Source organism: Corynebacterium sp. LaCa_282 (genome assembly GCF_057198125.1).
Genome location: NZ_CP191095.1, coordinates 2,222,190 through 2,236,012, shown reverse-complemented (window position 1 = coordinate 2,236,012; position 13,823 = coordinate 2,222,190). Strand labels below are relative to the sequence as shown.

Here is a 13,823-nt window from a genome sequence, read left to right as displayed (position 1 = left end):
ACCACCTGTGTACGCTAGGGGCGATTGCTGAAAGCGCACAAATTTTAATGTTCGCATCATCGAAAGGGATGAAGTCGAAGTGGCAGAAGCGGCCGAGCCGGGCAAAACTTTAGTGATTGTGGAGTCGGCAACTAAGGCGAAAAAGATCCAGCCGTACCTGGGAGATAACTACATCGTGGAGGCCTCCGTGGGCCATATCCGCGATCTCCCGCGGGGCGCTGCCGACGTGCCGGCGAAGTTCAAGAAGGAATCTTGGGCCCGCTTGGGTGTTAACCCGGAAGATGACTTCGCCCCGCTTTACGTCGTTAGCCCGGATAAGAAGAAAAAGGTCGCTGACCTTAAATCCAAGCTGAAGCAGTGCGATAGCCTCTTGCTGGCAACAGACCCGGACCGCGAGGGCGAGGCCATTGCTTGGCACCTGTTAGAGGTCTTAAAGCCCAAGGTGCCGGTGCGCCGCATGGTCTTTAATGAGATCACCAAGTCCGCCATCTTGGAGGCGGCGGAAAACACCCGAGACTTGGACTATGACCTTATCGATGCCCAAGAAACCCGCCGCATCCTCGACCGCCTCTACGGCTACGAAGTCTCCCCGGTGTTGTGGAAGAAGGTCATGCCGCGCCTTTCGGCCGGGCGCGTGCAGTCGGTGGCCACGCGGGTCATCGTCGAGCGCGAGCGCGAACGCATGGCGTTTATCTCCGCCGATTACTGGGATTTGCTCGCCACCCTGGACGCGGGTACCAGTAGCGGCAGCGGCGAGGGCCCGTCCGCCTTTGACGCGCGCCTGACCGCTGTTAATGGCAAGCGCGTGGCTGTGGGCCGCGATTTCGACGATCGCGGAAACGTGAAGACCAAGGACGTCATCGTCATTACCCAGCCGCAGGCGGAGGCCCTGGAAAAGGCCCTGCAGGGCGCGGGCATGACAGTAGCCGGGGTAGAGCACAAGCCCTATACCCGCAAGCCTTATGCGCCGTTTATGACCTCGACGCTGCAGCAGGAGGCGGGCCGGCGCCTGCACTTTACCTCTGAACGCACGATGCGCATTGCACAGCGCCTTTACGAAAACGGCCACATTACGTATATGCGTACGGATTCCTCTTCGCTGTCCAAACAGGGCTTGAACGCCGCGCGTAGCTCCGCTACCAGCATTTATGGCGAAGAATACGTCTCGGATTCCCCGCGCGTTTATGACCGCCGCGTCAAAAACTCGCAGGAGGCGCACGAGGCGATCCGCCCCGCCGGCGAGTCCTTTGCCACCCCAGGCCAGCTGTCTAGCCAGCTGGATGCGGAGGAATTTAAGCTTTATGACCTGATTTGGAAGCGCACCGTGGCCTCGCAGATGGCCGATGCCAAGGGCACCTCCATGAAGGTGGCGGTCGCCGGCACCGCGACCACGGATAACGGCACCTATGACGTCGAGTTCTCTGCAACCGGCCGCACCATTACCTTCCCGGGTTTCTTGAAGGCTTACGGCGCCGACGAGGATACGAGCAAGAAGAGCGAGAACCGCCTGCCGCACCTGGAGCAAGGCCGCGATCTGAAGGCCGAAGAGGTCTCGGCAGAAGGCCACTCCACCAACCCGCCGGCGCGCTATACAGAGGCCAGCCTGGTGAAAAAGATGGAGGACTTGGGCATCGGGCGCCCGTCGACGTATGCCTCTATCATCAAGACCATCCAGGACCGCGGCTACGTGGTCTCGCGCGGCAACGCCCTAGTACCTTCGTGGGTTGCTTTTGCCGTGGTGGGCCTCTTGGAGGAAAACTTCACCGAGCTGGTGGATTATGACTTCACCTCGTCCATGGAAGATGAGCTGGACTCGATTGCCACCGGCACGGAGGATGGCACGGACTGGCTCAACGGCTTTTACTTTGGCAACGCTGAGGCCAACGAGCACAAGGCGGCCTCTATTGCGCGGCACGGCGGGCTAAAATCGCTTATCGATGTCAACCTCGAGGCCATCGATGCCCGCAAGGTCAACTCGCTGAAGCTCTATACCGATTCTGAGGGCCGCGAGGTCTTCGTGCGCGTCGGCCGCTACGGGCCTTATATCGAGCGCGCGATCGGCACCAATGAGGACGGCAGCGTGGAATACCAGCGCGCCAACCTCTCGGAGACGGTGACCCCGGATGGGCTGAATGAACAGCTGGCGGAAAAGCTCTTTGCTACCTCGCAGGGCGGGCGCCAGCTGGGCGAAAACCCTGAAAACGGCCGCATGGTGGTGGCTAAGGAAGGCCGCTTTGGCCCCTATGTCACCGAGGTCGTCCGCGATGATGAGCGGGAAAAGGCCGAGGCGGAGGCCTTGGAGATCGTCGCGAAGGAGCGCGCCGAAGAGGATAAACAGCGCGCCGAGGAAGGCAAGCGCGCCAAGAATTGGGAGACCAAGACAGCCGCGAAGCAAAAGGAAAAGCGCATCAATGACTACATTGATGAGAAGCTGAAGCCGGGCACGGCCTCGCTTTTTAGCTCGATGGAGCCGCTGACCGTCACGCTGGAACAGGCCCTTGAGCTGCTATCCCTGCCGCGCGAGGTGGGCGTGGACGACGGGGAGATGATCACCGCCCAAAACGGCCGTTACGGCCCGTACCTGAAGAAGGGCACGGATTCGCGCTCGCTGGCTAAGGAAGAGCAGATCTTTAGCATCACCTTGGATGAGGCGCGCCGCATCTATGCGGAGCCGAAGCGTCGTGGCCGCGCGGCCGCACAGCCGCCGCTGAAGCAGCTCGGCGATAATGACGTTTCGGGCAAGCCTATGACCGTTAAGGATGGCCGCTTCGGCCCGTACGTTACGGACGGCACCACCAATGCGTCCCTGCGCCGCGGCGACGATCCGGAGCAGCTTACCGATGCCCGCGCCAACGAGCTCCTTTCCGAGCGCCGCGCCAAAGAGGCCTCTGGGGAGACGAAGAAGAAGTCCACGAAGAAGTCTTCTAAGAAGAGCACAAAGAAGTCGACCAAGAAATCGACGAAGAAGGCAACAAAGAAGTCCAGCAAGAAGGCCACTAAGAAGGGCACGAAGAAATCCAGCTCGAAGCCTTCGCCCGGCACGAAGAACGTGGTGAAGGCCGGCTCGCGGAAGAAATAAGCGCGGAAATAAGTAAGGTGGCGGGCATGAATGATTTTCTTGCCCGCACCGAGGAAGGCACCGCGGCCTTGACCCGCGCGGTGTCTGAAACTTTTGCTGATGTCACCGACCCAGCCCGGCGCACGCCGCGGGGCTGGCGGCGTTTCGCGTACCTAGCGCTAGGCGAGTCCACGGTGTGGTCCCGCCTCTTTGGCTGGAAGAAGGCCCACGCCGTCACGAGCGCGCCGCTTCTGCCGCTTTTGGCGGCGGAGGCGCAGGACCCCACCCTGAGCCCCGCCTTGTTGGCCGGCGCGGTGGGGCAGGCGGAAAAATCGCGCCGCTTGCATCACCCCTCTTTCCTTGGGGTAGCCGGCGTTAGCGCTAGCCACGCGGCATATTCTTGGGTGCTTTATCGGCGCGGCGCGCGCAACGATGCCCGCGGGTGGGGCCTGCGCGCCATGGCGTGGGCGGCGGCGCTCCTCGCCACGCGCAAGCAGCCCACCCGGACCGCGGTAGCGGTGGGCGGCGCGGCGGTGCTGACCACCTCGGCGCTGGCGGGCGATCCGCGCCTGCGCACCGATGCGACGAAGGGCTTGAGCCACGGCGCCAATCTCTTGGTCGCGGCGGAAGGCCTGACTGCGCTGCGGGCGTGGCTGTTTTTTGCTGAGTCTCAGCAGAAGATGCGGATACTGAAGAAAAACAAGAAACAGGCCAAGCCCACGAAGGCGGCCCGGGCGGTGGGTGCGGCGGAGGCCGGCGCCTTTGCCTTGGGGCACTTCCTGCTAGTCGATGCCCTGACTAGGTAAGATCCTGACTAGGTAAGGTCCTGACTGGGTAAGCTCCGCTCCGGCTGCATGCTCGGCCCATAAGATAGCCGGCGGTGCACCACCTCGAAGGGCCCGCGCAGGCCCAGCGCTTCGAGCAGGCAGGCGCCGATTACGGTCACCAGCCACACGCCGCAAGCGAGGGCGGCTTGGCCGAAGGCGCCTAGCTCGTGGCCGTAGTCCAACGTGAAGGGATGCACGATAAGGAAAAACAGTATCGACTGGCCCACATAACCGCTCATGGATCGCTTGCCCAGCGCGACGAAGGGCCACAAGAGCGCGGGCACGGAGGTACCGGCGGCAAGGCGTTCTTGCACGGGCTGCAGGATAAGCGCGAGCCCGGCGAGGATCCCCGGCCCGGTTAGCACGCCGAGGGTGGAATTGGCGCTACTGGCGGCGTTCGCCCAGCGCTCATCAATGACCCCGAGGGTGCCTAAGGACCACAGCGTGCCAATGACCAGCGTTACGGCGGCGGCGATGGCCACCCAGCGCAGGAGTTGGGGGCGGTGAGAGGGGACATCGGCAAGCACGCCCTCGCGCGCCCACACAAAGCCCACCAGCATGACCGGCAGGTACATCAGCACGATAAGCGGGGCGGAGATGATCTGCGCGCCCAGGGTGAGAAGCTGGCTGAGCAGCAGGTCACCGTAGGAATTTACCGTACCAATGGCATCGACGGGGATATCGAGCCCGCCGTCAATCGCGGAGAAAATAAACGTGGCGATGCCGAGCACCGTCAGCACCCCGAGCGCGATATGAGAAATCTTGCGCAGCGTAGAATTGTGCAGCGTGAGCAGCAGGGCAATGACTATGCCCGCTATGCCGTAGACAAACATGATATCGCCCCAAAACAGCAGCACCATGTGCACCGCGCCCAACAGCGCGAGGAAGCCATAGCGCTTGGCGATGACCCTCCTTGCCTCCCCCAGCGGAAATCCCCGCCGCCACAGGCTCATCGCAATAAGCCCCACGCCGAAGCCCAGCAGGGTCGAAAACATGGGTAGGCCGCGGTTGTGCACGAAGAAAGCGCCGAAGACGACGGCGATTTTATCCAGCACGCTGTCATTGAGGATGCCGCCGAAATACGCGCCCGGGCGATCCTCGGTGATGATCCACGCGGTGGTCATATTCGCTATCGCGATTCCTAAAAGCGCCATTCCGCGCGCCGCGTCGGGCACGATGAGGCGGGTGCTTGCCATTAGATTTCGCACCTTTCTGCCAGGCTGGCGCGGATGGGGCGCGCCAACTGGGTCATGCGGCGGCGCCCGCGCAGCTCGATGGATTTCATGACGGTCCAGCGGGCCTGTTCGGCCTCGTTGGCGGTCTTTAATGTAGCAGCATTGGTCAGAACCTGGCCGGGGGTGTCCTTGGCCATTTCGGTCAGGCGGGCGGCCTCGTTGACGGCATCGCCGATGACAGTGTACTCGAAGCGATCCGCGCCGCCGATGTGCCCTGCCACCACATGGCCAGAGGCGACGCCGATGCCGGCCTGCAGCTCGAGCCCGCGCAATTCGCCGCGCAGCTCGCGGGCGGCCTGAAGGGCCATCGAAGTCGAGTCATAGACGTTGAGCGGTGCGCCAAAGACGGCGAGGGCGGCATCGCCCTGGAACTTATTGATGATGCCCTTATTGCGGTGCACCACGGTCACGACGTGCTCGAAGAATTTATTGAGCTCCGTGACCACTTCTTCGGGCGAGTGGTTGACCGCGAAGGTGGTGGAACCGATGACATCGATAAACAGCACCGCGACCTTCCGGTCCTCGCCGCCCAATTCGGGGCGCTCATCAAGGGCGCGCTGGGCCACCTCGGTGCCCACGTAGCGGCCGAAGATATCGCGGACGCGCTGGCGCTCGCGCAGCCCGCGCATCATCTCATTGAAACCTGCCTGCAGGACGCCGAGTTCGGATCCATCGTAGATATCGACCTCGGCATCGGACTCGCCGCGGCGCACGCGGTTGATGGCATCCTGCAGCTCCACGATGGGATCGACCACGCTCATGATGGCGAAGCTGGTGCCGATAAACCCGGTGGCCAGCGCGGTGAGTGCCAGCGCCACGATGGCCGGGATGATCTCGCTGGCATCGCCGGAGAAAAGCCCGGTGTGCTGCCCCAACAGCACCAGCACGATGCCGAGCAGCGGCACGCCGGAGGTCATCAGCCAGGTGGAAAACAGGCGATACTTGATGGGCGGTTCGACGGTGGAATCTTCAAAGCGGCGAGCGACGGCTTGCGCGGCGACGGGACGCACGAGGCGCTCTGCCTGCAGGTAGGTCAAGATGATGACCACCAGGCCCGCCAGGGTGGTGGAGATGCCCACGACGAGCCCGAGCCGCCCGGATTGCCCGCTGGAGATAGCCACCGTCAAGATGATGCCGATGAGCCAGACCGCGGCCGCGACTAGGGATTGGTACACGGGGATGCGCAGCACGAGGGTGCGCACCATATTTGGATCGTGTGCATCGGGATTGCGCTGCCAGTCCAGCACGGGGCGGAAGAGCAGCAGGGTAGCGGCGATGCCGATGATGACGGCAAAGATGAGGTAGACCGCCGCCACGCCCTTCAAGTTGGGTAGCTCGGCGGCAAAGTCCTCGATTTCCGGCATGGGCAGGAAATAGAGGATGAAGGTCATGATCGCGATGGCGCCGATGAGATTGGCGCCCAAGACCAAGGCAGCGTATACCGGCCATTGGGTTCCCATAAGCCAACGAGCGCCACGCAATAGTCTGTTCATAACTACTTACTGTAGTAAGACCAGTAGGCTAGAGCGAGTGAATACGGGAAGCGTTGCGCAACGATTGGCAGATACCCCAGGTGTGGCCCGCACTATCTTGGGTGCCGCGCGGGCGGCGCGGGGGATGCCGGGGGCAGATCCGCGGGCGATGAGCCATTCCTGGCTCTTTACCGGCCCTCCTGGTTCCGGGCGTTCCTTGGCCGCAATCGATTTCGCGGCCGCGCTCATGTGCACGGATCCGGAGGAACCGGGCTGCGGAAAATGCGAGGCCTGCCGCGCCGTGCTGGGCACTAAGCAGCACACGGACCTAGTCTTGGTGGACCCGCAGGAGGTCATTATCCCGGTGGATACGGTGCGCGAGGTCATTGGGCGCGCCGCGAGCCTGCCCACGGTTGCCCCGTGGCGCGTCGTGATCTTCAATAACGCGGATCGCCTCAACAATAACGGCGCCAACGCGCTGCTCAAGACGGTGGAGGAGCCGCCGGAGCGCACCGTGATTATCATGTGCGCGCCTTCCGATGCCCCCGAGGACTTCTCCCAAACCCTCCGCTCGCGCTGCCAGCACCTGTACATCCCCTCGCCGTCGGTGGACAATATCGTTGCACAGTTGGTCAGCGAAGGCGCCTCGGATCACGATGCCCGCCTCGCCGCCGTGACTTCCCTGCGCCACGTGGGCAGGGCGCGCCACTTGGTGGCGGATCCTACGGTGCAAAAGCGCCGCGCGGTGGCCATCAACCTGGCCGAGGACATCTTCCACGAATCCCAGGGCTTTCAGGCGGTGACCTCGCTTCTTAAGCTGGTGGATGCGGAGGCGAAGGAATCGCACAAGGAGGAAGAAGAAGCGGAGCTGGCCAAGCTGGAAAATACCTTTGGCGTGGGCGCGAAGGGCAAGGGCGCGGCGAAGGCGCAGCGCGATGCCCGCTCCGCCATCAAGGACTTACAGGAACAGCACAAGAAGCGGGCGAAGCGACGGGTCATCGATAACCTCGACCTGGTGCTCGTCGATCTCTCCGGAATCTACCGCGACGCGCTGATGACAAAGGTGGGCGCGCAGGTGGAGATGACACACCCGGACTTCGCGGGGTTATCTGGCGAGCTGGCGCAGCGGGTGAGCGAGGAGGGCCTCTTGGAGTGCCAGTCCGCCATTTCTTATTGCCGCGAGCAGCTGACCCAGAACGTGGGCACGCAGATTGCCTTCGACGGCTTGGTGGGCAGGTTGCGGCGGGCCTGCCTCTAGCGCTGGGGCTGCCTAGTACCGGGACTGTCGCTAGTATCGGGCCGGAGTTTAACACCGGCCCGTCAAAAACCAGGCCTGAGCCCCGATTTCTTTTCCGCGCCACCCCTGCGATAGAATCGCCAGTGCTGCTTTAAGCAGCGCGCCGCCTTAGCTCAGTCGGTAGAGCATTTCACTCGTAATGAAAAGGTCGCGAGTTCGATTCTCGCAGGCGGCTCCATTTTTATATGTGCGGGGTTCTTCCTTAATATAAACTCTCCTTCAATAGAAGCAGGCCATATGGCCTCGATGAGGGAAGGAACGAGACACTGCTTATTGCTACCGTCGCAGCAGAAATCCTCTTTTGGGCGTGCCTTATTCTGGGCGGTGTTCTCCGCTACATCGTTAAGGCCCCAAGAATTGGACTGGCATTTTTTATCGCTACGCCAATTATTGACATAGTCTTGTTAATTTTCTCATTTTTCACTCTGCATAATGACGGCGAAGCGGGATTCATGCACGGTTTCGCAGCTTTTTATATCGCATTTTCGCTGGTCTTTGGCGGCGACATCATACGCGCAGTTGATCGGAAACTCAGCGGGAAGTCGAAAACCGAGTCTGGGAATCAGTCCGATAATAATGTAAGAAAATCCGTATATGCTAGTGTGGTGACGGCTGCGATCCTGATAGTTAGCATCGCAGTGGTAGGGCTAGACGGCAGCTTCTGGTTGATTTATTGGCTTATTGCCGTGCTCTTTACCCCACCGATGTGGTGGGGCATTGAAAAATTTAGTCGCCGTGCTTAAGCAGGCGCGGAACCACCTTTCCGGTGGCATTGCGTGGCAGCTTGGATAGGAAGTGCACGTCGCGGGGCACAGAGTGCTCGGCGAGCTTATCGTGCACCCAGGCGCGGATGGCATCGGCAGTCAGAGCGCGGCCGGCGGCATCGGCAGTGGGCACTGCCCAGACGGCGATGCGGCTGAAGGTCTCGCTATCCTCCACGCCACCCGCGTGCACTTCATCGATGCCGGGCATGGCCTCGAGTATCTCGGTCACGGACTGGGGGTGGACATTCTCGCCACCCACGATGATCATGTCATCGGCCCGACCCACGACGTGGAGGAAGCCCTGCTTGTCGATGTACCCAAGATCGCCGATCGACAACAACCCATCGACCCGATTGAGCTTGAGCTTGGGGTTGGTATAGCCGGTCATGGCGGTGGAATTGGTGAGGTAGATTTCGCCCACCTCGCCGCGGGGGACGGGGTGACCCTCCTTATCGAGGATGCGCAGTTTGGTGCCATTGGCCACCTTGCCCACTACGTCGGGGTTTTCTGCGACCTGTTCCATCGTGGCCGTTGAGGCAAGCGCCAGCTCCGTGGAACCATAAACATTGCACAGGATGGGGCCGAAGCGCGCATTGGTGTCCTTGACCACCTGCGGGGTAAGAGCATTGCCGGCAGAGGCGATGAAGTTCAGGCTCGAGGTATCGAAGGCACCCTCGGGATCGTGATCCACCAAGCGCTTGAAAAAGATGGGGGAGGAGAGCATGCCGTCGAGGCGGTAGCGTTGGACATCATCAAGCACCTGCTCCGGCTCAAAAACGCGGCGGGTAACGATGGTATTGCGCAGCCCCAACGCGATATTGATGCAGGCCCACCCCCAGGTGTGGAAGATGGAGGCCGTCATCTGCACGCGCTGATCGGCGCGCCACGGGATATTGCCCACGATGGAGGCGAGGACGACCGGCAACGTTGGCTCGGGACGGACGATGCCCTTGGGGATGCCGGTCGTGCCGGAGGACATCAGCACGATGGGGCCGTGCTTGGGAAAGGCGGGCAGCGCGATATCCAGGGGATTCTTCACGATCTTATCGAGCGTGGGTAGATCGCTTGCCCCCGTATCGTGGGCGATAATGACCGGGATATCGAGGTTGGGATCGACGCGGTCGATGAATTCATCATCGATGACCAGGACATTAATGCCATTTTCTTCGATGCAGCCGGCCAACTGCTCTGGGGAAGAACCGACATTGAGTAGGTAGATCCCGGCACCAGCGTAGCCCTTGGCACCGAGCGGGATGATGATGCCGCGGCCGTTGCGGGCCATGACGCCGAGCCGGATTTCCGGCAGCTCCAGGGACTCTAGGTAGCGGGCGAAATTCTGCGCGTGGGATCGCAGCTGGCGGTAGGTGAGGGTGCCGTCGTCATCGATAAGCGCGAGGCGATCGGGGCAGGTCAAATAGGCCTGCTCGATTTCACGCGCCGTGGTGAAGCGGTAGCGCGCGAGGTTGGGCAGGAGCTTGATCTGCCCGCTCAGCCCGCCTTGCCGGGTAATCAGCCCCGATTTGAAGAGGGCAGGGAAGAACTGGCTGAGCGCGGACGCGTGGAAAGAAACATCAGACAATTTCATGAAAGAGATAACTCCGAAAAGGCGAAGATAACAAAAATATAACTACGATCGATATCGTTAGAAGGAAAGATGATGTTGCTTCTAACTCGAAAAATGTTACTGGAGTGACTAATCTACACTTAAGTTACAAGGTTTGAAGAAAAGGTCCCTCAATGAAATCCCTAAAACTCAAGGCATTTTCGGTCGTCGCTTCCGCAATTGCGGTGGTGGGCGTGGCGGTAGCGGCGCCGCAGGCTAGCGCGGCAGAGCGCAATCTCGTTTCCTTTGGTGACTCGGTCATGGCGGATCCGAATGGCGGGGAATACTTGAAGGACCGCTTCAATCCCTCTCGAGTAATTGGGGAAAACTGCCCCACCTCTTTCAACTATGCGAAGCGGGCCGGCGCCAAGATGGGCCTGCCGGTGCGCGATTTTTCCTGCTCTGGTGCGGTGTCGATGTCGAACGGCCCGCAGATTTGGCAGCAGGTTGATGCCGCCATCGGATCGGGCGCGCTGACCCCGGATACCGCGCGCGTGCTGATTACCACCGGCTTTAATGACACCTATAACCACCGCGATCTGAATATGGATCAGATTCGCCGGGAATTCACGGATCGCACCGCCCCGCAGATTGAGCGGATCAAGCACGCCGCGCCGAATGCCCGCATCCAGATCGTGGGCTACCCCACCATCGGTTCGGGGCCGCACTACTGCCTCGTCCACGTTGGCCCGACGCCGCTGGATTCGACCTTCCTACCCATGGTTCAGGACTACGAAAACAAGGCGCAGTGGATGCAGGTTGATTTGGCGGCCCGCACCGGCGTGCAGTTTTTGGATATGAAGCCATCGACCCGCAATAACGGCATGTGCGCTAATGCGAATGACCGCATGTGGGCAGGTCTCGTGGACTTTACGGCGGGCGCGGGTAACTTGCCTATCCACATGAACCAGCGTGGCCACGAGCACGCGGCCAATGTGATTGCGGCTTCCTAGCAACTATTTTCATTACCGCGGCCATATTGAAAATGTAGGTATGGTTGTGGACATGACTGTAAAAGCTGTTATTGCCCGCTCTAAGGGCGCGGAAGTTGAGACCGTAAATATCGTCGTTCCCGATCCCGGCCCCAATGACGTCATCGTGCGGGTGCAGGCTTGCGGTGTATGCCACACCGACTTGGCCTACCGCGATGGTGACATCGAGGATGCCTTCCCCTTCCTGCTGGGCCATGAGGCGGCAGGCGTGGTGGAGACCGTAGGTTCTGCGGTTACCCACGTGGAGGAAGGCGATTTCGTCGTCCTGAACTGGCGCGCAGTGTGCGGCGAGTGCCGCGCTTGCAAGAAGGGCGAGCCCAAGTACTGCTTTAATACCCACAACGCGTCCGCTCGCATGACACTCGCGGACGATGATCCGGACGCCGGCACCGAGCTCACCCCTGCGCTGGGCATCGGTTCTTTCGCGGAGAAGACCCTGGTCCACGAGGGCCAGTGCACCAAGGTGGATGAGATGGACCCCGCTGCTGCCGGCCTGCTGGGCTGCGGCATCATGGCCGGCTTGGGCGCTTCCGTCAATACCGGCGATATCCAGCTGGGCGAGTCCGTAGCCATCTTCGGTTGCGGCGGCGTCGGCGTGGCGGCGATTGCCGGTGCGAAGCTGGCGGGCGCGGCGAAGATCATCGCCGTAGATATCGACGAGTCCAAGCTGGAGACGGCGCGCGAGTTCGGCGCCACCGACACCATTTGCTCGAAGGGCATGTCGGAGCAGGAGGTCATCGATGCGGTGCGCGATCTCACCGGCGGCTTCGGCACGGACGTTTCCATCGACGCGGTGGGCATCCAGCCGACGTGGCGCCAGGCCTTCTACTCCCGCGATCACGCCGGCCGCATGGTGATGGTGGGCGTGCCTAACCTGACCGACCACGTAGATGTCCCGGCCATCGACCTTTACGGCCGCGGCGGTTCCATCAAGCCGGCTTGGTACGGCGACTGCTTGCCGGAGCGCGACTTCCCCGCATACGTTGCCCTGCACAAGGCCGGCAACTTCCCGCTGGATAAGTTCGTTTCTGAGCGCATCGCGCTTGACGATGTCGAGTCTGCCTTCCAAACTATGAAGGACGGCAAGGTACTACGTTCGGTGGTGGAATTTTAATGCAGATTGAAAGCACGGTAACTTCTGGCAAGTTCCGCTTGGACGGCGGCGAATGGGACGTGGACAATAACGTCTACGTGCTTGGCGATGCCTCCAGCGTCTACATCGTCGACCCTTCCCACGACCTCGATGCCGTGGCAGAGTTGGTGGGCGATCGCAAGGTTGAGGGCATCATCCTGACCCACGGCCACAACGATCACTGCGAGCTCGCGCCGGAGGCGGCGAAGCGCTTCGACACGGATGTCTACATGCACCCGGACGATGACATGCTCTGGCGAGAAGCGAATGGCGATGCCCACTACATCGACCTAGCCGATAACGGACAGTTCGACATCAACGGCGAGAAGATCACCGTCTACCACACCCCGGGCCACTCGCCGGGCTGCGTCGTCCTCTACGTCGATGGCACGCTGCTGTCTGGCGATACCCTGTTCAACGGCGGCCCTGGCGCGACGGGGCGCAAGTACTCGGATTTCGATGTCATCATCGAATCCCTGCGCAATGTCGTATTCAACCTGCCGGATGATACGAAGGTCTTGCCGGGCCACGGCGATGCCACGACGGTGGGAGCGGAAGCGGCGCGCATCGACGAGTACATCGAGCGCGGCTACTAATAATCGCGCAAGTACTCTCCGTAGCCGGATTTGAGGAGGGGCTGGGCTAGTGCTTCCAGCTCCGCCTGGGAGATGAATCCGGCTTCGCAGGCCGCCACCTCGGGGGAACCGATGATGATGCCCGTCCTCTTCTGCATCACCTCTACGTAGGCGGCGGCCTCGCTCATGGAATCGACGGTGCCGGTATCCAACCACACGCTGCCGCGATGGAGGCGCTGCACACTCAGCGCGCCGCGGCGCAGGTAGGCCTCGTTGATGGAGGTAATCTCGAGCTCCCCGCGATCGCTTGGCGTGATGGACTTAGCGATATCGATGACCGAGTTATCGTAGAAATACAGCCCGACGACGGCATGATTAGACCGCGGTTCCGCAGGCTTTTCTTCAATGCTGAGCGCTTGGCCGGCGTGGTCGAATTCGACGACTCCGTAGCGCTGCGGATCCGATACTTCATAGGCAAAGATGATACCGCCCTCTGGATTGCGGCACTGGCTTAGCTCTCCGCCGAAGCCGTGGAAGATATTATCGCCCAGGACCAGCGCAACGCTGTCATCACCAATGAAATCCTCCCCAATCAAAAAAGCCTGCGCCAACCCTTCGGGCCGGTGCTGCACGGCGTAATCGATCATCAACCCGAGCTGGGATCCATCCCCGAAGAGCCTTTGAAAGGCCCCGGCGTCCTCTGGGGTGGTGATGATGAGGATCTCCCGAATGCCCGCCTGGATGAGCGTGGTCAACGGGTAGTAGATCATCGGCTTGTCATAGATGGGCATGAGCTGCTTAGAGATGCCCTTAGTAATGGGATAAAGCCGCGTTCCGGATCCACCGGCAAGGATTATGCCTTTCATCG

General features: G+C 61.2%; 11 protein-coding genes and 1 tRNA gene. 8 read left to right on the top strand and 4 right to left on the bottom strand.

Annotated elements, in window-relative coordinates; genetic code table 11:
* Positions 1-79: 79 nt before the first annotated feature.
* Positions 80-3,079: a type I DNA topoisomerase gene (gene topA, locus ACP8KU_RS10505; RefSeq protein WP_484483722.1), complete on the top strand. Its 3,000-nt coding sequence runs from the start codon at positions 80-82 to the stop codon at positions 3,077-3,079.
* A 26-nt stretch (positions 3,080-3,105) separates the two neighbouring features.
* The gene (locus ACP8KU_RS10500; protein ID WP_484483721.1) at positions 3,106-3,864 is read left to right on the top strand and encodes a hypothetical protein; all 759 of its coding nucleotides are present in this window, start codon (positions 3,106-3,108) and stop codon (positions 3,862-3,864) included.
* An 8-nt stretch (positions 3,865-3,872) separates the two neighbouring features.
* Here the strand turns inward: ACP8KU_RS10500 and ACP8KU_RS10495 are convergent, their stop codons facing one another.
* Together ACP8KU_RS10495 and ACP8KU_RS10490 are read right to left on the bottom strand one after the other, a co-directional pair.
* Positions 3,873-5,081: a DUF418 domain-containing protein gene (locus ACP8KU_RS10495; protein WP_484483720.1), complete on the bottom strand. Its 1,209-nt coding sequence runs from the start codon at positions 5,079-5,081 to the stop codon at positions 3,873-3,875.
* A complete protein-coding gene (locus tag ACP8KU_RS10490) occupies positions 5,081-6,613 on the bottom strand; it encodes an adenylate/guanylate cyclase domain-containing protein (RefSeq protein WP_034666788.1) in 1,533 nt (510 codons plus the stop codon). The genes ACP8KU_RS10495 and ACP8KU_RS10490 overlap by 1 nt, the downstream gene beginning before the upstream one ends.
* A 37-nt stretch (positions 6,614-6,650) precedes the next feature.
* Between ACP8KU_RS10490 and ACP8KU_RS10485 the strand changes: the two genes are divergently transcribed.
* The 3 genes from ACP8KU_RS10485 to ACP8KU_RS10475 all read left to right on the top strand — a co-directional run bounded on the left by ACP8KU_RS10485 (position 6,651) and on the right by ACP8KU_RS10475 (position 8,632).
* Complete coding sequence (locus tag ACP8KU_RS10485; protein ID WP_484483719.1) at positions 6,651-7,850, top strand: DNA polymerase III subunit delta'; 1,200 nt, start codon at positions 6,651-6,653, stop codon at positions 7,848-7,850.
* 141 nt (positions 7,851-7,991) lie between these two features.
* A tRNA-Thr gene (locus tag ACP8KU_RS10480) sits at positions 7,992-8,067 on the top strand.
* A gap of 223 nt (positions 8,068-8,290) precedes the next feature.
* Entirely contained in the window at positions 8,291-8,632 is a 342-nt protein-coding gene (locus tag ACP8KU_RS10475; RefSeq protein ID WP_484483718.1) for a hypothetical protein, read from the top strand.
* Here ACP8KU_RS10475 and ACP8KU_RS10470 read toward each other — a convergent pair.
* Positions 8,616-10,238 carry an AMP-binding protein gene (locus ACP8KU_RS10470; protein ID WP_484483717.1) on the bottom strand — a complete coding sequence of 541 codons (1,623 nt, stop codon included), beginning with the start codon at positions 10,236-10,238 and terminating at the stop codon, positions 8,616-8,618. The genes ACP8KU_RS10475 and ACP8KU_RS10470 overlap by 17 nt on opposite strands.
* 152 nt (positions 10,239-10,390) lie before the next feature.
* On the opposite strand from ACP8KU_RS10470, the gene ACP8KU_RS10465 reads away from it, so the two are divergent.
* From ACP8KU_RS10465 to ACP8KU_RS10455, 3 genes are read left to right on the top strand one after another with little or no spacing between them, the layout of a single operon-like run.
* Complete coding sequence (locus tag ACP8KU_RS10465; protein ID WP_484483716.1) at positions 10,391-11,209, top strand: GDSL-type esterase/lipase family protein; 819 nt, start codon at positions 10,391-10,393, stop codon at positions 11,207-11,209.
* A 52-nt stretch (positions 11,210-11,261) separates the two neighbouring features.
* Positions 11,262-12,362, top strand: coding sequence for an S-(hydroxymethyl)mycothiol dehydrogenase (locus ACP8KU_RS10460; RefSeq protein WP_484483715.1), 1,101 nt, complete (start codon positions 11,262-11,264; stop codon positions 12,360-12,362).
* Complete coding sequence (locus ACP8KU_RS10455; protein ID WP_239268898.1) at positions 12,362-12,976, top strand: MBL fold metallo-hydrolase; 615 nt, start codon at positions 12,362-12,364, stop codon at positions 12,974-12,976. Before ACP8KU_RS10460 ends, ACP8KU_RS10455 begins: the two co-directional genes overlap by 1 nt.
* Here the strand turns inward: ACP8KU_RS10455 and rfbA are convergent.
* Positions 12,973-13,821: a glucose-1-phosphate thymidylyltransferase RfbA gene (gene rfbA / locus ACP8KU_RS10450; RefSeq protein ID WP_484483714.1), complete on the bottom strand. Its 849-nt coding sequence runs from the start codon at positions 13,819-13,821 to the stop codon at positions 12,973-12,975. The two genes, ACP8KU_RS10455 and rfbA, sit on opposite strands and share 4 nt — an antisense overlap.
* Positions 13,822-13,823: the final 2 nt, after the last annotated feature.